Here is a 19,608-nt window from a genome sequence, read left to right as displayed (position 1 = left end):
ATAATATCTATAAAATAAATTTAAACCTCATTTTCAGGGCTGTATCTTCAGAGAAAAATCTTGCCTCCATGTCCTAGATGATAGATTCAGCCAATCAGATTGGCATCTCTGAATTTTTTATCGAGAAAGATAAAAGTGTATTGAAAACAGAGAGTTCATCGAAAAATTGTTTTTTGTTATTTTTATAAATTAGGAAATTAAATCAACCTATACTGTCAATAAAACATCAATATAAAGTTATGTTACATAGTCTAAATCATATTGTTTAAAGATAAACAGTTCATTTTAAGATAAAAGAATTAAAGTATTTTAATCAATAAAAAATATAGTAATTTATATATTCAAACGAATTTCATTATAACCTTTTGGAATCATAGTACCTTGCTTAATATCATTTACTAAATTATTCCATTTATTATCAACACAATTCTCCAAAGGTTCTGGATAATTTCCTGTTCGATTAAAATTTTCCCATCCATCTATTGAAACCCCTAAAAACTGTTCAATTGACTGTATCGCTTTATCTAATGATTCATATTTAAGATTAATATCTATCCCTGTATCCTCATCACTTTCATCATAATAAAAGTAGGATATTAATATTTGTTCTTTGTCCAAAAAACCAATTACTCTCATATAATTCCCATACTCTTCTAATAAAACTCTATCTACTACAACAGGTTTGGTCATACCAACTTCAATATAACTCACTAATTCACATATATTCATATTTACTTTTTCCAATAATTACAATGATATCTTATTACCATCAGGTATCTCTATGCAGTGATCCTGAAGTATTTTTATGAATTGGGGCAGTATGATCACAAAGGTTTATAACTCACCTTTATATGTATCTCTTTGATCAGCCAAATCCCCACTCACCTTATTATTTAGGCTTAGATAATTGATAATCTTGATCTGCTGATCTTAATTCAGGCATATTATTTAAGATTTTTCCTGCTGTTTAAATATCAAAAACTAGAATACTCCCATTTTTACAAAGAATATCAACCCATCTATTTAAATGATTTTAGTCGAACAGATATAAAAAAGGCTGTTTAGATCTCATCATAAACAGCCTTAACTTAAAAAATAAACGCTACAGCACCATCGCAGCAATCCAACCAAACACCAATAATGGAATATTAAAATGGATAAATGTTGGAACAACCGTATCCCAAATATGATCATGTTGCCCATCTACGCCCAAACCAGCAGTAGGCCCCAAGGTCGAATCTGAAGCTGGTGAACCCGCATCTCCTAATGCTGCCGCAGTACCAATCAGAGCAACGGTTGCAAGTGGAGAGAAGCCGAATTGTACACATAAAGGAACATAAATGACTGCAAGTACAGGCACACTTGAAAATGATGAACCAATTCCAATTGTTACAAATAAACCAATAAATAACATCAAGAAAGCAGCTAGCGCTTTATTGTCACCAATCAAATGAACAACACCGTTGACCAACTGATTAATATCCCCAGTATGGGTCATCACGGATGCAAACCCCGCAGCAGAGATCATGATAAAACCGACCAATGCCATCATACGCATCCCTTGTACAAAAACATCATCCGCTTCTTGCCATTTAAAAATCCCTGCGGCAGATAAGACAGAAAAGCCCACTAATCCGCCAAGGATCATTGAGCCTGAATACAATTGAGAGATCAGGGTTAAAATGATTGCCAGCAATGCCATAAGAATAGTTTTCTTGGCAATCACAGGGGCTTCTTGCTTGGCTTCTTGCTCTAAGGCTATGCCATCAGCTTTTAATACCTCAACATTTACCGCACGAAGTGGTTTATCTAAATCAATCGTGGTAATTGGTGCAACATTACGATCAACATAAATACGCGGTTTACGATAACTGACAAAAACGGCAAATAAAGTACCAATCACCATACCCAATACAGGAATAGCCATCCCCATAGGCATCATGCTTCTTTCAACATGCAGATGATAAGCAGCGCCAATTTTGTTGATATTCCCCATCAGAATTTGTTCAAGAAAAATTGCACCAAAGCCTACAGGCAAGAAGATATATGTGCCGACTAAACCTAAGGTCAGTACACATGCTGCGGCACGACGGTCGAGTTTCAAGTGATTCATCACTTTTAAGAGCGGTGGAACAAGCACAGGAATAAACGCAATATGCACAGGAATTAAATTTTGTGAACAAATCGCGGCAATCAGTAAAATACCCAATAATAAGAATTTTACTTTGGTTGCTTGTTTCTGCGTGGCTTCCATACCGAGTAAGCCGATCAGTTTATAGGCCAATAAATCAGGCAAGCCTGACTTTGAAAGTGCCAAAGCGAAAGCGCCTAATACCGCATAGGCCAAGGCAACTTCTGCACCATCACCCAAGCCCGCATTAAATGCTGTAACAGTATCTGACAAGCTTAAACCTGCAACCAACCCACCTATAATTGCTGAAATAACCAATGTTAAAACAACAGAAACTCGTGCCAGTGACAAGATAAACATCACGGCAATCGCAATAACGACAGCATTCATGGAGAAATTTACGAAAATTTGAAAGCCGATATTTTATCAGATTCACTTCAATGAAGCTGTAATTTAGTCGAACTGGTCATAAAATGAATAGGCCATGTGAAAACATGGCCTATTTTTATAAGAGCTCACATCACTTTAAGCGAATCAACTCTCACTATTTTTGAGTGCAAATGTTTCAATATATTGTGCAATCTCTTGTGGTTGACTAAGTACTGCCCAATGGTTTGCATCAACTTCTACACGTTCAAAATCTGTTGCCCATTTAGGCACTTCATCAATCAATTCTGGACTTACAAATTTATCTCTTAACAGTACAACCGCCTGTACAGGACATACTGCATAACGCTCACGTGGACGAGTTAAACGTGGAAGAAAGTTAGCACGGTATAGTCCGATACCATGTTCACCATCTTTTGCAATATTTTGGTTTAAGGGTAAGCCTTTCTTTTTCTCAAGTTGCGTTAAAATTGCACCCCAGCGTTGTGGGCTAAAAAAATGCCAAACGGTCGGGGCAAGAAATGGTAACTGGAATGCAACGATATACCAAGATTTAAATAACTGCTTAAAAAATTTAGGCTTTTCATGTAAAAACTGTTCACGCATCCAAAAAGCCGCATGATCTAAACAAGGTCCAGACATAGTGGTATAAGACAAAATACGATTTTTAAATTTAGGTTCAGTCACAGATTCCCACGACTGAATCGAGCCCCAATCATGCGCTGCAAGATGAAAATTACGATTGGGCAGTAGCTCATTTACCACGCACTCAAAATCCAAAGATAAGCGTGCTAAAGCATAATCACGAATTCGTTTTGGTACAGAAGACTGCCCTGCCCCACGTACATCATAAGTAATGATGTAAAATTTTGAGATCAATTGTTCAATAATCGGTTCCCAAACTTCTTGATTATCGGGATAGCCATGCACCAAAACCAACGCAGGGTTTTCAGCATTACCCCATGTTTTTGCATAAAGTTTTTGTTTGTCTTGGGTGGATATCCAATAAGTTTGCACTTGCATTGAGTCACCTTTTATTGTTTTACCATTGGCTGTGATTTCGTTGTAAAGGGCATTTAGATCAATGCCACATTCCATTCTGTTCTTTATTATGGTTTAAAAATCGATAACTAGAATTGACCATGAATGCGCTAATCAAAAAACTACAGACAATCCCATTTGTTTCCAAATTTATGTTGAATCATTTTTCTCCATATAAAGGTGCAGGGATTGAAATCGAAAAAATTGATCTAAAAAACTATCACGTTCGGGTCAAAATGCCACTGACGCATAGCAATCAAAATATTGTTGGCGTGCACTTTGGCGGTAGTTTGTATTCAATGGTTGATCCATTTTATATGCTTCTTTTAATGCATCATTTAGGCCCGAAATATATGGTTTGGGACAAAACCGCAAACATCAATTTCCTTTCCCCTGGTCGCAGTACGGTTTATGCAGATATCCGTTTAGATGCGATTGAAATCGAACATGTGAAGAACTTGGCCGAAAACTATAGTCCAGTCTATCGTAACTATACAGTGAATATTTTTGACGACTCGGGCTTAAGAATTGCTGAAGTACAAAAAACGGTGTATATCCGTCGTAAAAACCCTCACCCATTAAAACGCTGAAGTCTGTTTGAATGAGCCATTTTAAAGCCAAATAGTCAATAAATTGTGTAATAGTGAAGAGATGCTGAACTCTTCTAAAATTAGATATTGATAAAAAAATAAGCGCATGACGTTATAAACGTTGCGCTTATTTTGATTTGGTTTTAACGACTATTTATTTTGCTCAATTGCAGCACCAGCACCACCACCGATCGCACCACCAATGGCCGCACCGGCATCACCGCCGAGTACACCTTTACCAATGACTGAGCCAATACCTGCACCTATACCACTATATGTTGCATTACGGTTTGAACCATTGTTGGCTTTGCTTCCTACAGCAGCACCACCACCTGCACCAACAGCAGCACCCACACCATTACCAGCATGATTACCTATACCACCACCAACAGCACCACCAAGTGCCGCGGAAGTAATACGCTTATCATTTGCTGACATGTTTTCACAACCTGTAAGCATCACAATAGGTAAACTCACACACATCATAGTCATTACTATTTTTTTCATGTTATTCATCCTTTCTATCTGAACTTACAAATGCAATTAATTACAACTGATTTTATGAAAACACTAATTTATGGATTAAATTAAATTTTCATGTTGCTATTTGTAGTCTTTAATTATCAAAGATGCACAGTCGAATTTAAATAACATTCATGTTAATAAGAAATTATCATTGAATGACGATTTCCTCATAAAGCATTAACTTAATCACAAGATTTTTAAAACTAAAAGCATCATTCTATTCGTTTAAATTTTTCATTGAGAAAATGATAACTTGCATAAACAAGCATTAAGATTGCCAGCTGGCTGAATACCAAGAAAAGCATAAAAAAGAGTTCAGCAAAGACAACACCAAGTTGATAGTGATACAAGGATTGGAATAAATAACCATTTCGACCTAAACCTATGGTCATATCTTGTTTCGCGAAATGCCATTGCATCATCGAAAAACTAAACCAGATAAATCCAATAACACATACAACCATAATTACCCCATCCAACAACTTAAATTGCACTGTCTGAGTGGTTGTTTGAGGTGCAGTTTCACGCTCTTCTTGCCAAATCATGCAAAATAAAAAAACGGCCCAGATGCTGCTCAATAGCGAAAAATATGCAGTAATCGATACTGTATAAAAACCCAAGGGGCCAAACATTCCCGTTTGAACCTTTAATTTTTCTGTGATGAATTGAAATACATTATGCTGCCAATTCATTTCTGGCTGAGCTGGTAAAAACATCAACAAACAGGCGGGAACGAACATGACTGCCAGTAAAACCATCAATGTATGTCTAATTTTTATTGCCATTTTAAATGCTTATGTGTTGAGTCCACTCAGTATATAAAAAAAGACGCCCTAAGGCGTCTTCTTCATTTCAAAAGCTGTTTAACTTAGAAAGTATCTTCATTTAAAGCTTGCGAGAATGCTTGATCAACTTCAGAGAAGTCATTTACAAGCTCATGCTCTGCAGCTTCTGCTTCTTGACGACGACGTTCTAAATGGTATGCAAGACCAGTACCAGCTGGAATCAAGCGACCTACAACAACATTTTCTTTCAAACCACGTAACTCATCTTCTTTCCCTGTTACAGCAGCTTCAGTTAACACACGTGTTGTTTCCTGGAACGATGCAGCAGAGATGAACGAATCAGTAGAAAGCGATGCTTTCGTAATACCCATCAATTGACGTTCATACTTCGCAGGAAATTTGTTCTGAGCCAATACTGCTTGGTTTTCGCCCACAACGCGGATGTAATCCACTTGTTCACCTTTGATAAAGCTTGTATCACCACCGTCGGTAATGTCTACTTTACGCAACATTTGACGAACAATTACTTCGATATGCTTATCGTTGATTTTTACACCTTGTAAGCGGTAAACGTCTTGAACTTCGTTCACGATGTAGTTGGTTAATGCAACTTCACCTTTCAAACGTAAGATGTCATGTGGATTTTGTGGACCATCAGAAATGGTTTCACCACGGTTAACATGCTCACCTTCAAACACGTTAATGGTACGCCATTTTGGAATCAACTCTTCATAAATTTCAGAGCCATCATCTGGTGTAATCACTAAACGGTTCTTACCTTTGGTTTCTTTACCAAAGCTTACAACACCTGAGATTTCAGCAAGAATTGCATGTTCTTTCGGCTTACGTGCTTCGAACAAATCAGCTACACGTGGTAGACCACCGGTAATATCACGAGTACGTGAAGTTTCTTGTGGTACACGACCAATAACGTCACCAACACCAATCGTTTCACCATCACGAACAGTAACGATCGTGTTCTGTGGCAAGAAGTAGAACTGTTCGCCGCCATCTGTTGTATCCAACACGATTGCAGGACGCAAATCTTTACCAGAAGCAGGACGCGCTGTTACAGGTAAGATTTCAACAGTCGTCATACCCGTTGCATCATCAGTTTTAGATGTTGCAGTTACGCCATCCGAAATTTGGCTGAAGCGTGCTTTACCAGCAACTTCTGTCACCAATGGATGTGTATGCGGATCCCAAGTCGCAACAATACCGCCGCCTTCTACAGGTTGACCATCTTTAATCAAGATAGACGCACCGTATGGAAGTTTATAACGTTCACGTTCGCGACCTAAGTCATCTGCAATACCGATCTCACCTGAACGTGAAACAGATACCAAATGGCCTTTAGCATGTTGAACAGTTTTAACGTTATGAAAACGAACCGTACCTTTATTACGTACTTGTACGCTATTTGCAGCAGATGTTCGGCTTGCAGCACCACCCACGTGGAATGTACGCATGGTTAACTGTGTACCAGGTTCACCAATTGATTGTGCAGCCATAACACCAACAGATTCACCTGGATTTACCAAGTGACCGCGAGCCAAGTCACGACCATAACATTTCGCACATACACCGAAAGTGGAAGCACAGTTTACAACTGAACGTACTTTAACTTCATCAACACCAGCATCTTCAATATATGCAGCGATTTTTTCATCAATCAATGTGTTACGTGGAAGAACAACTTCATCTGAACCCGCTTTTTTCACGTCTTCAGCAGTTACACGTCCTAATACACGTACACTTAATGGCTCAATAACGTCGCCACCTTGAATGAACGGAGTCATTACAAGACCTTCAAGCGTACCGCAATCTGGCTCTGTAATAACCAAGTCTTGTGCTACGTCTACAAGACGACGAGTCAAGTAACCAGAGTTCGCAGTTTTAAGTGCTGTATCGGCCAAACCTTTACGTGCACCATGTGTTGAAATGAAGTATTGAAGTACTGTCAAGCCTTCACGGAAGTTCGCTTTAATCGGCGTTTCAATAATCGAACCATCTGGTTTCGCCATCAAACCACGCATACCCGCAAGCTGACGAATCTGAGCTGCCGAACCACGGGCACCTGAGTCAGACATCATGTAGATACTGTTGAATGATTTTTGCTTCTCGTCTTCGCCCTGTTTATTTTTAACAGTTGTGAAGGACAAGTTATCCATCATCGCTTTCGCAACTTGGTCGTTGGTACGCGCCCAAATATCGACAACTTTGTTGTAACGCTCACCTGCCGTTACGAAACCTTGCTCAAATTGTTGTTCAATTTCACGAACTTCAACTTCTGCTTTTTCGATAATTGCTTGTTTTTGTGGTGGAATCAACATGTCTTCCATACCCACAGAAACACCTGAACGTGTTGCTTGACGGAAGCCCAAGTACATCAATTGGTCAGCAAAGATAACAGTATCTTTCAAACCTAATTTACGGTAGCAAGAGTTAATCAATTTAGAGATGTTCTTTTTCGTCATCTCAACGTTGATTTGTTGGAAATCCATACCTTCAGGCACAACTTCCCAAAGTAAGCAACGACCAGGCGTCGTATCTACAACAATTGTTTGATGCTCACGGTTACCGTTTTCATCAATCACTGTTTGGTGTACACGTGCTTTTACACGCGCATGTAAGTCAACTTGACCAGTTGCAAGTGCACGGTTTACTTCATGAGTATCCGCAAACACCATGCCTTCACCTTTGGCATTGATTGCATCACGTGTGATGTAATACAAGCCCAAGACAACGTCCTGAGAAGGTACAATGATCGGCTCACCATTTGCAGGTGACAAGATATTGTTAGTCGACATCATTAACGCACGAGCTTCTAATTGAGCTTCAAGTGTTAATGGAACGTGAACCGCCATTTGGTCACCATCGAAGTCGGCGTTAAACGCAGCACAAACGAGTGGATGTAAACGGATCGCTTTACCTTCAATTAAGATAGGTTCAAATGCTTGAAGACCTAAACGGTGAAGTGTTGGCGCACGGTTCAACATGACTGGATGTTGACGAATTACAGATGCAAGAACGTCCCAAACTTCAGGGGTTTCACGCTCAACCATTTTCTTCGCAGCTTTAATGGTTGTTGCTTGGCCAGAAGCTTGTAGCTTAGCAAAGATAAAAGGCTTGAATAATTCAAGAGCCATTTTCTTTGGAAGACCACATTGGTGTAAACGTAAAGTTGGACCTACAGTAATTACCGAACGACCAGAATAATCGACACGCTTACCAAGTAAGTTTTGACGGAAACGACCTTGCTTACCTTTGATCATATCTGCCAAAGATTTAAGCGGACGTTTGTTCGAACCAGTAATTGCACGACCACGACGACCATTGTCCAATAACGCATCCACAGACTCTTGTAACATACGTTTTTCGTTACGTACGATAATGTCTGGTGCAGCAAGGTCAAGAAGACGTTTTAAACGGTTGTTACGGTTGATCACACGACGATAAAGATCGTTCAAGTCAGAAGTCGCAAAACGACCACCTTCAAGCGGTACCAACGGACGAAGATCAGGTGGAAGTACAGGAAGTACATTCATCACCATCCATTCAGGCTTGTTGTTCGACTCTTTGAACGCTTCCATCAACTTCAAACGTTTAGAGGCTTTTTTAAGCTTCGTTTCTGAAGTCGTGTTCGGAATTTCTTCACGTAAACGAGAAATTTCAGCTTCAAGATCGATGTCTTTCAACAAATCTTGAACTGCTTCTGCACCCATTTTCGCGCTGAATTCATCACCATGTTCTTCTAACGCTGTGAAGTATTCTTCATCGTTAAGAAGTTGGTACTTTTCCATTGGCGTCATGCCAGGATCAGTGACCACATAAGATTCGAAGTACAATACACGTTCGATATCACGTAAAGTCATATCAAGTAATAAACCGATACGGCTTGGTAATGATTTCAAGAACCAAATATGCGCAACTGGAGAAGCAAGCTCGATGTGACCCATACGCTCACGACGAACTTTTGCAGTTGTTACTTCAACGCCACATTTTTCACAAATGACGCCTTTATATTTCATACGCTTGTATTTACCACACAAGCATTCGTAATCTTTTACTGGACCAAAGATTTTGGCACAGAATAAACCATCACGTTCTGGTTTAAACGTACGATAGTTAATGGTTTCTGGCTTTTTAACTTCACCGTGAGACCATGACTTAATCATTTCTGGTGACGCAAGACCAATACGGATACGGTCAAACTCTACTGGAGCGTGACCATCTGAATCCGTCTTTTTGCGCATGATATCGAGCAAGTCTTTCAATTTTTTTCTCCGTGTGTCGAAGCGCTTTTCAGGCTACGACTGGGTCACAAATATTGTTTTTTCACTGAGATTTGGCATCTCCCCTACCCCCTCTTTCTTAAAGAGGGGACATTCCCCCCTTTAACAAAGGGGGAATGGGGGGGATTTAGTCACCATTTTTCAGTTCAATGTTGATACCTAAAGAACGGATCTCTTTGGTCAATACGTTAAACGATTCAGGCATACCCGGATCCATATAATGGTTACCATCTACAATATTCTTATAGATGCGAGTACGACCTTCAACGTCATCCGACTTCACAGTAAGCATTTCTTGAAGTGTATAAGCAGCACCATAAGCTTCTAGTGCCCAGACTTCCATCTCACCGAAACGCTGACCACCGAATTGTGCTTTACCACCAAGCGGTTGTTGAGTTACAAGTGAATAAGAACCAGTAGAACGCGCATGCATCTTGTCATCAACCAAATGGTTCAACTTGAGCATATACATATAACCAACAGTTACTGGGCGGTCAAAACGCTCACCTGTACGTCCGTCATACAATACTGTTTGACCTGTACGTGAGATACCACCAAGCTCAAGCAACTCTTTGATCTGACTCTCTTCTGCACCATCAAATACTGGCGTAGCTAAAGGAACACCTTTACGCAAGTTACCTGATAACACCAAGATTTCTTCATCGGTCAAGCTATCAAGATCTTCTTGCTCGCCACCAACTTTGTTATAAATCTTGTCTAAGAAATCACGAAGCTCAAGAACAGTACGTTGCTCTTTCATCATCTTGTCGATCTTATCGCCAAGACCTTTTGCAGCCATACCTAAGTGAGTTTCAAGAATCTGCCCCACGTTCATACGTGATGGTACACCCAATGGGTTAAGTACGACATCAACTGGAACACCATGGATGTCATGCGGCATGTCTTCAACAGGCAAGATGTTTGATACAACACCTTTGTTACCGTGACGACCCGCCATCTTATCACCAGGCTGGATACGACGTTTTACAGCTAAGTAAACTTTAACAACTTTCAAGACACCTGTTGTAAGCTCATCACCTGTAGAAAGTTTGCGTTTTTTCTCAGCAAATTTCTCATCGATCTCGTAGCTCTTCTCTTTCAAGAACACTTGAATTTGAGTTAAGCGTTCAGCAATACCTTCATCTGTTGGTTGAACTTCTAAAAGATCAACAAGCTCTAAACCAGACAATACATCTTCAGATAGCTTATCACCACGCTTCGTAGTACCGCCACCATTCGACTCTTGGCCTTTTAACAAACGGATAATACGTTCACGAGCAGCTTCTTCGAAAATTTTGAATTCTTCTTTCAAGTCTTTACGGTAAGCATCAAGTTGCGCTTTCTCAATCGCTTGAGCACGTTCATCTTTCTCGATACCGTCACGTGTAAACACTTGAACGTCGATGACTGTACCTTTAACGCTTGAAGAAACACGTAAAGATGAATCTTTAACGTCTGCCGCTTTCTCACCAAAGATTGCACGAAGTAATTTTTCTTCAGGAGTTAATTGTGTTTCACCTTTAGGTGTCACTTTACCAACAAGAATATCACCCGCTGCAACTTCAGCACCGATATAAACAATACCTGATTCATCAAGTTTAGATAACGCTGCTTCACCTACGTTAGGAATATCGGCAGTGATTTCTTCCGCACCTAACTTCGTATCACGTGCAACACATGATAATTCTTGAATATGAATTGAAGTTAAACGATCTTCTTGAAGAACACGTTCAGATAATAAAATCGAGTCTTCGTAGTTATAACCATTCCAAGTCATGAACGCGACACGCATGTTCTGACCTAGTGCTAATTCACCACCATCAGTTGATGGACCATCAGCAAGAACGTCACCACGACCGACTTTATCGCCCATGCTCACAAGCACTTTTTGGTTAATACATGTGTTTTGGTTTGAACGCGTGTATTTGATCAAGTTGTAGATATCTACACCTGCTTCACCCGCAATCATTTCATCCTCATTGACACGAATAACCACACGTGATGCATCTACAAACTCAATGCGTCCACCACGTTTCGCAATCACACATACACCAGAGTCGTGCGCTACGTTTGCTTCCATGCCGGTACCCACAAGTGGTTTATCAGCAAGCAATGTAGGAACAGCCTGACGTTGCATGTTTGAACCCATCAAGGCACGGTTAGCATCATCGTGTTCAAGGAATGGAATAAGAGATGCAGCGACAGAGACAACCTGTTGAGCCGATACATCCATATGCGTCACTTTTTCAGGTGGCATACGAACGAAGTCACCTTGGTGACGTACTGAAACGAAGTCTTCAGTTAAATGTCCATCTTTATCCAATGCAGAATCGGCCTGTGCAATCACAGTACCAACTTCTTCAATTGCAGATAAATATTCAACATCATCTGTTACACGACCATCAACAACGCGACGGTATGGTGTTTCCAAGAAACCGAAGTTGTTCGCTTTTGCATAAACAGAAAGCGAGTTGATCAAACCAATGTTTGGTCCTTCAGGCGTTTCAATTGGACATACACGACCATAGTGAGTTTGATGTACGTCACGTACCTCAAAGCCCGCACGTTCACGTGTCAAACCACCAGGCCCAAGCGCAGATACACGACGTTTGTGTGTAATTTCTGACAATGGGTTGTTTTGATCCATAAACTGTGACAATTGGCTTGAACCAAAGAATTCTTTGATTGCAGCAGCAACTGGTTTCGCATTGATCAAATCTTGTGGAGACAAGTTATCTGTTTCAGCTTGGTTTAAACGCTCTTTAACAGCACGCTCAACACGAACCAAACCAACACGGAATTGGTTTTCTGTCATTTCACCAACAGAACGTACGCGACGGTTACCCAAGTGATCGATATCGTCGACTTCACCTTTACCGTTACGAATTTCTACCAATGTTTTCAGTACATCGATGATGTCATCGTTAGAAAGAATACCTTCTACTTCACGAGACTTCTGATCTGTACCCACTTCGTAAGGACGACCCAAACGACGGTTAAACTTCATACGACCCACAGGCGATAAATCATAACGCTCTGTAGAGAAGAATAAGTTATTGAATAAGTTTTCAGCCGCTTCTTTCGTTGGTGGCTCACCTGGACGCATCACTTTGTAGATTTCTACAAGTGCTTCTTCACGGCCAGATGTTGTATCTGCACGTAAGGTGTCAGCAACAAAAGAACCGCGATCGATGTCATTGGTGAACAGGATATTAAATTGTTTAATACCACCTTCAGCAATTCTGACCAAAATCTCATGACTTAATACAGTGTTAGCAGTAATCACTTCACCATCTTTAAGCACGATATCTTCAGCAGTAATACGCTCATACAAATATTCATCTGGAACTGGAAGTTTAGTTAAACCAGCAGCTTCCATTTGACGTACATGGCGAGCATTAATACGTTTACCTTGTTCAACAATGGCTTTACCATCATTGTCCACGATATCAAATTGAGCCATTTCACCACGAAGACGTTCAGGCACAAGGTCAATCTGATAGCTACCCATATCAAGATATACAGGTACTTTTTCGTAGAACATATTCAGAATTTGTTCATTGCTATAGCTCAATGCACGTAACACAACAGTCGCAAGCAATTTGCGACGACGGTCAATACGTACAAAGACTAAATCTTTAGCATCAAACTCAAAATCTAACCATGAACCACGATAAGGAATAATACGTGCTGAATAAAGCACTTTACCGCTTGAATGCGTTTTACCTTTATCATGGTCAAAGAATACGCCTGGTGAACGGTGTAATTGAGATACGATTACACGCTCAGTACCATTGATGACAAAGGTACCATTCTCAGTCATGAGTGGCATTTCACCCATGTACACTTCTTGTTCACGTACGTCTTTAATAGATTTCGTTTCACGATCTTTGATGATCAAACGAATTTTAACGCGCATTGGTGCCGCAAAGGTTGAGCCACGAAGAATACATTCGCGAACATCAAACTCTGGTTTACCAAGACTATACTCAACGAATTCTAAAGCAGCATTGCCCGAATAACTTTCAATAGGAAAAACTGAACGAAATGCAGCTTGGAGACCGATATCTTCGCGATTTTTTGGAGTTTTGCCATCTTGCAAGAATGTTCTGTACGAGTCGACTTGAATCGAGAGCAGGTACGGAGCATGCATGACTTGGGGCAATTTACCAAAATTCTTACGGATCCGTTTCTTTTCGGTATATGAGTATGCCATCTGGAGTCCTCGGAAAGTAAACTAAGTCCGCCTGCAGAACGAACTTAGAAGGAATTACGCAGGTCGATATGACCACCACTTTTATACAAATGCTGCAAATTTCAGTGGTACAAAACGCTTAACAATATTTTTAAAGTGGAAAAATATTGGTAAGCGTTTGATTATGTTTATTTATTTTAAAAATTGATGGTTTTTCTACCAATCAATCTAAAATCGAGCCGGTTATTGTAACGCAAAAAGGCTGATGACCCAAGAGCCATCAGCCAATTTTTGGGGTCAAATTAAAATTCGACCCCTAGCGAAATTACTTAACAGTAACTGTAGCACCAGTTTCTTCAAGTTTTTTCTTAAGTTCTTCAGCTTCTTCTTTAGAAACGCCTTCTTTAAGATTTGAAGGAGCGCCTTCAACTAAGTCTTTAGCTTCTTTCAAGCCAAGACCAGTAACTTCACGTACTGCTTTAATTACAGCAACTTTGTTAGCACCGAAAGAAGTCAATTCAACATTGAATTCTGATTGCTCTTCAGCAGCAGCAACAGCAGGACCTGCAGCTACAGCTACAGCAGCAGCTGATACATTGAATTTCTCTTCGAAAGCAGAGATAAGTTCAACAAGTTCAAGAACAGTTTTTTCAGCAACTGCGTTTAAGATTTCTTCGTTAGTTAAAGCCATGAGAATAACTCCAAATGGATATTGAATGGTGTGTGAAATTTATTAAGCTTATGCAGCTTCTGACTCGTTTTTCTCTTTGAGCGCTGTAATAAGGCGACCCAATTTCGAAATAGGAGCTTGAAGAACATTGGCAAGCATAGTAAGTGCTTTTTCTTGGTTCGGAAGATTCGCGATAACGCTAACTTCAGCACCTTGATAAAGTTTGCCGTCAAATGCAGCAGCTTTAAGTTCAAATGCTTTGTTAGTTTTAGCAAATTCTTCAAACAAGCGAGCAGCTGCGCCCATGTCATCTTCAGAAGTTGAAAAAGCTAGAATAGTTGGACCAACAAGGTTTTCGTCTAAGATATCAAATTGAGTACCTTCGAAAGCACGTTTAGCCAAAGTGTTACGCACGATACGTGTCTTAACACCTAACTTACGAGCTTCAACACGAAGTGTAGTCAATTGTTCAACTGTTAAACCTTGGTAGTCAGCAACAACAGCAGCAAACGCGGTAGAAGCAACTTCATTTACTTCCGCAACGATCTGTTTTTTGTCTTCGATAAGAAGAGCCATTGTAAAACCTCCTAACGGTGATTTATGCAATCCACGGACTGCACTCCCAATTCGTAAATCAATCTCTTGACTTACACGCGGAGGAGGAATCAATCACACCACCGCGTCTACTCAGACTGGTATTTTAAGAAGCGAATCCGAAGACTCCCCTCGCCTGAGGTCTTTGACGCTGATAAATTTACATCTATCAATTCAAAGTCCGCCTGATGATTAACAAAGCAATGCTTTATCAATCCACAAGAAGAAAAGCTCAACCTCAATAGAAGTCATCACTCTTTCTTGCGTAAAATTTGAAGTAACACTTCAAATTTCACTCAGGACTTTAAAATTCTTTTATCTCAATATAATTATTGAAAAATAATTATTTAGAAACGTTTTGTACATCAACAACAAGACCAGGACCCATAGTTGAGCTCAAAGTGATCTTTTGGATGTAGATACCTTTAGAAGTCGCAGGTTTTGCTTTCTTAAGGTCAGCGATAAGCGCTTCAACGTTTGAACGAACAGCTTCAGCAGTGAAACCTACTTGACCGATCGCAGCATGGATGATACCCGCTTTGTCTACACGGTAACGTGCTTGACCAGCTTTTGCATTTTTAACTGCAGTTGCTACGTCAGGAGTTACAGTACCCACTTTAGGGTTTGGCATTAAGCCACGTGGACCAAGGATCGTACCCAACTTACCAACAACACGCATTGCATCTGGAGCAGCAATCACAACGTCGAAATCTAAGTTACCCGCTTGAATGCTTTCAGCAAGATCATCAAAACCAACGATGTCCGCGCCTTCAGCTTTAGCAGCTTCAGCAGCAGCGCCTTGAGCAAACACAGCAACACGTACAGTTTTACCAGTACCTGCAGGAAGTGTAGTCGCGCCACGAACAACTTGGTCAGATTTACGAGGATCAACACCTAGATTTACCGCAACATCCAAAGATTCTTTGAATTTTGCAGCAGGTAGGCTGCTAAGAACTTGTACTGCTTCTTCCAAAGTGTAAACTTTGTTTGCTTCAATAGCTGCAGCAATGGCTTTTTGACGTTTAGTTAACTTTGCCATGTCTTATAGCTCCACTTCCAAGCCCATAGAACGCGCAGAACCAGCAATGGTACGTACACGTGCGTCTAAATCAGCACCAGTTAAATCTGGTTCTTTAGTAGTCGCAATTTCTTCTAACTGAGCGCGAGTCAACTTACCAACTTTAGTTTTGTTTGGTACAGCAGAACCCTTTTGGATACCAGCAGCTTTCTTAAGAAGAATCGCAGCAGGTGGAGTTTTCATGATGAATGTGAACGACTTATCGTTGTACACAGTGATCACTACAGGAATTGGAAGACCTTGTTCAACTTTTTGTGTCGCAGCATTGAATTCTTTACAGAATGCCATGATGTTAACACCACGTTGACCTAGTGCAGGACCAATCGGTGGAGATGGATTCGCTTTACCAGCTGGAACTTGCAGCTTGATATAGCCGTCAATCTTCTTAGCCATTTCAAATTACCTCTGGGTACAAACGCCTTTTAGAGCTCCCCAACATTTCAAGTAACGATACCGTTACAACAACAATGCCCGATCCATAACAAATCGGGCGCTTTCAAACAGTGCAAATTAAATTGTTTTTTCGACTTGGCGAAATTCCAATTCAACTTGAGTTGGTCGATTAAATACATTAATCGTCAACGTTAAACGTGATTTTTCGTACTGAACTTCTTCCACCACACCTTTAAAGTCTGTGAATGGACCGTCAGTAACAAGTAATTCTTCACCCGGCTCAAACATCGTCTTAGGACGAGGTGCTTCGCCTTTGTTGTGTACACGTGCAAGAATCGCATCAGCTTCTTTTTGCGTAATTGGTGCTGGCTTTTCAGCTGTACCACCGATGAAACCTAATACTTTTGGACATTCTTTAACAATGTGCCAAGTTTCATCATTCATTTCCATTTCGACTAACACATAGCCAGGAAAGAATTTACGCTCTGATTTACGTTTCTTACCATCCTTCATCTCTACCACTTCTTCGGTAGGAACAAGGACTTCACCAAAACTATCAGCAACAGCGCTACGCTGGATTCGATCATTAAGTGAACGCATCACTTGTTTTTCATAACCTGAATAGGCATGAATAATGTACCAACGTTTCATAGCTCTCTTACCCGATAATAAACTTCATAAACCAACCGATGATATAGTCAAAACACCACAAAATAATTGCGGCAACTACAACAACGAGGAGAACTTGCCATGAAGTGGTTACTGTTTCATGTTTCGTAGGCCATGTAACTCGACGCAATTCGATACGAGAGTCTTTAAGCAAACGAACAAAGCCTTTGCCTTGATGGGTGGCGTATAATAAACCTAAAGCTACGATGATACAAGCTAAAATTACCCCAATACGCACCCAGACACTATTTGCAGGTGCCCAATACGCTGGAAGATATTGATTTGTCATCAACGCACCGCCAAATAAAGCTAATGCAATGATCCACAAAATAAAATCAAATGGAGAACTTGTCTTCACCATTTCAGCAGAATTGTTGCTTTGAGGAATTGCCGCGCCGCCCATTGCGTCACGTGATTTATCATTCGACATTTTTGTACTCGTCGTAGGTTTCGCGACTTATTATATGACCAGTTTAGCCGACATCAAGTTTTTTATTTAAAAAATGGCAGGTCAGGAGGGACTCGAACCCCCAACATTCGGTTTTGGAGACCGACGCTCTACCAATTGAACTACTGACCTATAAACAAACCGAGAGCCTAAACTCTCGGTTAGAATAAACATATTAGCGGTTATGCAGTTACTTTAGCAACTACACCAGCACCAACTGTACGACCACCTTCACGGATCGCAAAACGTAGACCTGGGTCCATTGCGATTGGGTGGATAAGTTCTACTGACATTTCAACGTTGTCACCTGGCATAACCATTTCAACGCCGTCTTGTAATTGGATTGCACCAGTTACATCAGTTGTACGGAAGTAGAACTGTGGACGGTAACCGTTAAGGAACGGAGTATGACGACCACCTTCTTCTTTAGAAAGCACATATACTTCTGCATCGAATTTAGTGTGCGGCTTGATTGTACCTGGTTTAGCAAGTACTTGACCACGTTGTACGTCTTCACGCTTAGTACCACGTAAAAGAACACCACAGTTCTCGCCCGCACGACCTTCGTCAAGAAGTTTACGGAACATTTCTACGCCAGTTACAGTTGTTTTAACTGTATCTTTAATACCAACGATTTCAACTTCTTCGCCGACTTTAACGATACCAGACTCTACACGACCTGTTACCACTGTACCACGACCAGAAATAGAGAATACATCTTCGATTGGCATCAAGAATGCTTTATCGATAGCACGTTCTGGTTCTGGGATATAAGAGTCAAGCGCTTCAACAAGTGAAAGTACAGCTGATTCGCCATATTGACCAGCATCACCATTAAGTGCAGCAAGTGCTGAACCACGGATGATAGGCGTGTCATCACCTGGGAAGTCATAAGTAGATAGAAGTTCACGAACTTCCATTTCTACCAATTCAAGTAATTCTTCATCATCAACAAGGTCACACTTGTTAAGGAATACAAGAATATAAGGTACACCTACTTGGCGAGAAAGAAGGATGTGTTCACGTGTTTGTGGCATTGGACCATCAGTCGCAGCACATACAAGGATCGCACCATCCATCTGAGCAGCACCAGTGATCATGTTTTTAACATAATCGGCGTGACCTGGGCAGTCTACGTGAGCGTAGTGACGAATTGGAGAATCGTATTCTACATGTGAAGTATTAATTGTAATACCACGTGCTTTTTCTTCTGGTGCAGAATCGATTGCTGCGTAGTCTTTAGCTTCACCGCCGTAAGTTTTTGCACAAATTGTTGCAATTGCAGCAGTTAAAGTTGTTTTACCATGGTCGACGTGACCAATTGTACCCACGTTTACGTGTGGCTTATTACGTTCAAACTTAGCCTTAGCCATTTGCCCTTCCTCGTTTATGTCGAACACGAGTTAAACAACTCAGCATCGACAATCGTCTAAAAAACTAGACACCTAATACTTGAAAAGCAGACTAATAAGCCTGCTTTTGAGAAACTGGTGTAGAATAATCTACCAAATTGTATCTGGAGCTCTTATCGAGATTTGAACTCGAGACCTCTCCCTTACCAAGGGAGTGCTCTACCACTGAGCTATAAGAGCATCATCTTCGATGGAGCGGGAGACGAGGGTCGAACTCGCGACATGTAGCTTGGAAGGCTACCGCTCTACCAACTGAGCTACTCCCGCTTAATGTTGGTAATTAACCACTTATCGAAGTAATGGTGGTGAGAGAAGGATTCGAACCTTCGAAACTTTCGTGGCAGAGTTACAGTCTGCTCCCTTTGACCGCTCGGGAATCTCACCTTTACACTTAC

15 protein-coding genes and 4 tRNA genes are annotated in these 19,608 nt (G+C 40.6%); 1 reads left to right on the top strand and 18 read right to left on the bottom strand.

From position 1 onward, the window contains the following. Positions 1–333: 333 nt before the first annotated feature. The 3 genes from AC4CUY_RS00385 to AC4CUY_RS00375 form a co-directional block, all read right to left on the bottom strand. Entirely contained in the window at positions 334–729 is a 396-nt protein-coding gene (locus tag AC4CUY_RS00385) for a hypothetical protein (protein ID WP_490773547.1), read from the bottom strand. 373 nt (positions 730–1,102) lie between these two features. Beyond that, positions 1,103–2,521: a Na+/H+ antiporter family protein gene (locus tag AC4CUY_RS00380; RefSeq protein WP_004818515.1), complete on the bottom strand. Its 1,419-nt coding sequence runs from the start codon at positions 2,519–2,521 to the stop codon at positions 1,103–1,105. A gap of 144 nt (positions 2,522–2,665) precedes the next feature. Beyond that, positions 2,666–3,541: an alpha/beta fold hydrolase gene (locus tag AC4CUY_RS00375; protein WP_419359062.1), complete on the bottom strand. Its 876-nt coding sequence runs from the start codon at positions 3,539–3,541 to the stop codon at positions 2,666–2,668. A gap of 119 nt (positions 3,542–3,660) precedes the next feature. Between AC4CUY_RS00375 and AC4CUY_RS00370 the strand changes: the two genes are divergently transcribed. After that, a complete protein-coding gene (locus AC4CUY_RS00370) occupies positions 3,661–4,149 on the top strand; it encodes a PaaI family thioesterase (RefSeq protein ID WP_336952368.1) in 489 nt (162 codons plus the stop codon). Between the two features lie 150 nt (positions 4,150–4,299). On the opposite strand, the gene AC4CUY_RS00365 is transcribed toward AC4CUY_RS00370, so the two are convergent. The 15 genes from AC4CUY_RS00365 to AC4CUY_RS00295 all read right to left on the bottom strand — a co-directional run bounded on the left by AC4CUY_RS00365 (position 4,300) and on the right by AC4CUY_RS00295 (position 19,597). Next, complete coding sequence (locus AC4CUY_RS00365) at positions 4,300–4,656, bottom strand: YMGG-like glycine zipper-containing protein (RefSeq protein ID WP_336952370.1); 357 nt, start codon at positions 4,654–4,656, stop codon at positions 4,300–4,302. Between the two features lie 230 nt (positions 4,657–4,886). Next, complete coding sequence (locus AC4CUY_RS00360; protein WP_490773546.1) at positions 4,887–5,459, bottom strand: hypothetical protein; 573 nt, start codon at positions 5,457–5,459, stop codon at positions 4,887–4,889. 83 nt (positions 5,460–5,542) lie between these two features. Next, positions 5,543–9,736, bottom strand: a complete 4,194-nt coding sequence (gene rpoC, locus AC4CUY_RS00355) for a DNA-directed RNA polymerase subunit beta' (RefSeq protein ID WP_336952374.1) — start codon at positions 9,734–9,736, stop codon at positions 5,543–5,545. A 145-nt stretch (positions 9,737–9,881) separates the two neighbouring features. After that, a complete protein-coding gene (gene rpoB / locus AC4CUY_RS00350) occupies positions 9,882–13,970 on the bottom strand; it encodes a DNA-directed RNA polymerase subunit beta (protein WP_004718475.1) in 4,089 nt (1,362 codons plus the stop codon). Between the two features lie 304 nt (positions 13,971–14,274). Next, a complete protein-coding gene (rplL, locus tag AC4CUY_RS00345; protein ID WP_004818508.1) occupies positions 14,275–14,640 on the bottom strand; it encodes a 50S ribosomal protein L7/L12 in 366 nt (121 codons plus the stop codon). 48 nt (positions 14,641–14,688) lie between these two features. Further along, on the bottom strand, positions 14,689–15,195 hold the full coding sequence (gene rplJ / locus AC4CUY_RS00340) for a 50S ribosomal protein L10 (RefSeq protein ID WP_336952377.1): 507 nt from the start codon (positions 15,193–15,195) through the stop codon (positions 14,689–14,691). A gap of 361 nt (positions 15,196–15,556) precedes the next feature. After that, on the bottom strand, positions 15,557–16,252 hold the full coding sequence (gene rplA, locus AC4CUY_RS00335) for a 50S ribosomal protein L1 (RefSeq protein ID WP_004718482.1): 696 nt from the start codon (positions 16,250–16,252) through the stop codon (positions 15,557–15,559). 3 nt (positions 16,253–16,255) lie between these two features. Continuing rightward, positions 16,256–16,684, bottom strand: a complete 429-nt coding sequence (gene rplK / locus AC4CUY_RS00330) for a 50S ribosomal protein L11 (protein ID WP_004718484.1) — start codon at positions 16,682–16,684, stop codon at positions 16,256–16,258. 117 nt (positions 16,685–16,801) lie between these two features. Beyond that, positions 16,802–17,335: a transcription termination/antitermination protein NusG gene (nusG, locus tag AC4CUY_RS00325; protein WP_004718486.1), complete on the bottom strand. Its 534-nt coding sequence runs from the start codon at positions 17,333–17,335 to the stop codon at positions 16,802–16,804. A gap of 7 nt (positions 17,336–17,342) precedes the next feature. Further along, positions 17,343–17,783 (bottom strand): preprotein translocase subunit SecE, encoded by a 441-nt coding sequence (gene secE / locus AC4CUY_RS00320; protein WP_004718489.1) that lies wholly within the window; start codon positions 17,781–17,783, stop codon positions 17,343–17,345. 74 nt (positions 17,784–17,857) lie between these two features. Further along, positions 17,858–17,933, bottom strand: a tRNA-Trp gene (locus AC4CUY_RS00315). 50 nt (positions 17,934–17,983) lie between these two features. After that, a complete protein-coding gene (gene tuf, locus AC4CUY_RS00310) occupies positions 17,984–19,174 on the bottom strand; it encodes an elongation factor Tu (protein WP_004723653.1) in 1,191 nt (396 codons plus the stop codon). A 144-nt stretch (positions 19,175–19,318) separates the two neighbouring features. Beyond that, positions 19,319–19,393: transfer RNA gene (locus AC4CUY_RS00305), tRNA-Thr, on the bottom strand. Between the two features lie 11 nt (positions 19,394–19,404). Next, positions 19,405–19,480 (bottom strand) — tRNA-Gly (locus tag AC4CUY_RS00300). 33 nt (positions 19,481–19,513) lie between these two features. Then, a tRNA-Tyr gene (locus tag AC4CUY_RS00295) sits at positions 19,514–19,597 on the bottom strand. Between the last annotated feature and the right edge of the window lie 11 nt (positions 19,598–19,608).

The organism is Acinetobacter sp. 778_lipA (assembly GCF_058242985.1).
Note: the sequence above shows the minus strand (reverse complement) of the source record. Positions and strands in the feature narration are given on the sequence as shown.

Excerpts from the sequence above, each read along its gene's own strand:
- AC4CUY_RS00385 (WP_490773547.1), bottom strand. The coding sequence starts at position 729 with ATGAATATATGTGAATTAGTGAGTTATATTGAAGTTGGTATGACCAAA.
- AC4CUY_RS00380 (WP_004818515.1), bottom strand. The coding sequence starts at position 2,521 with ATGAATGCTGTCGTTATTGCGATTGCCGTGATGTTTATCTTGTCACTG.
- AC4CUY_RS00375 (WP_419359062.1), bottom strand. The coding sequence starts at position 3,541 with ATGCAAGTGCAAACTTATTGGATATCCACCCAAGACAAACAAAAACTT.
- AC4CUY_RS00370 (WP_336952368.1), top strand. The coding sequence starts at position 3,661 with ATGAATGCGCTAATCAAAAAACTACAGACAATCCCATTTGTTTCCAAA.
- AC4CUY_RS00365 (WP_336952370.1), bottom strand. The coding sequence starts at position 4,656 with ATGAAAAAAATAGTAATGACTATGATGTGTGTGAGTTTACCTATTGTG.
- AC4CUY_RS00360 (WP_490773546.1), bottom strand. The coding sequence starts at position 5,459 with ATGGCAATAAAAATTAGACATACATTGATGGTTTTACTGGCAGTCATG.
- rpoB (WP_004718475.1), bottom strand. The coding sequence starts at position 13,970 with ATGGCATACTCATATACCGAAAAGAAACGGATCCGTAAGAATTTTGGT.
- rplL (WP_004818508.1), bottom strand. The coding sequence starts at position 14,640 with ATGGCTTTAACTAACGAAGAAATCTTAAACGCAGTTGCTGAAAAAACT.
- rplJ (WP_336952377.1), bottom strand. The coding sequence starts at position 15,195 with ATGGCTCTTCTTATCGAAGACAAAAAACAGATCGTTGCGGAAGTAAAT.
- rplA (WP_004718482.1), bottom strand. The coding sequence starts at position 16,252 with ATGGCAAAGTTAACTAAACGTCAAAAAGCCATTGCTGCAGCTATTGAA.
- rplK (WP_004718484.1), bottom strand. The coding sequence starts at position 16,684 with ATGGCTAAGAAGATTGACGGCTATATCAAGCTGCAAGTTCCAGCTGGT.
- nusG (WP_004718486.1), bottom strand. The coding sequence starts at position 17,335 with ATGAAACGTTGGTACATTATTCATGCCTATTCAGGTTATGAAAAACAA.
- secE (WP_004718489.1), bottom strand. The coding sequence starts at position 17,783 with ATGTCGAATGATAAATCACGTGACGCAATGGGCGGCGCGGCAATTCCT.
- tuf (WP_004723653.1), bottom strand. The coding sequence starts at position 19,174 with ATGGCTAAGGCTAAGTTTGAACGTAATAAGCCACACGTAAACGTGGGT.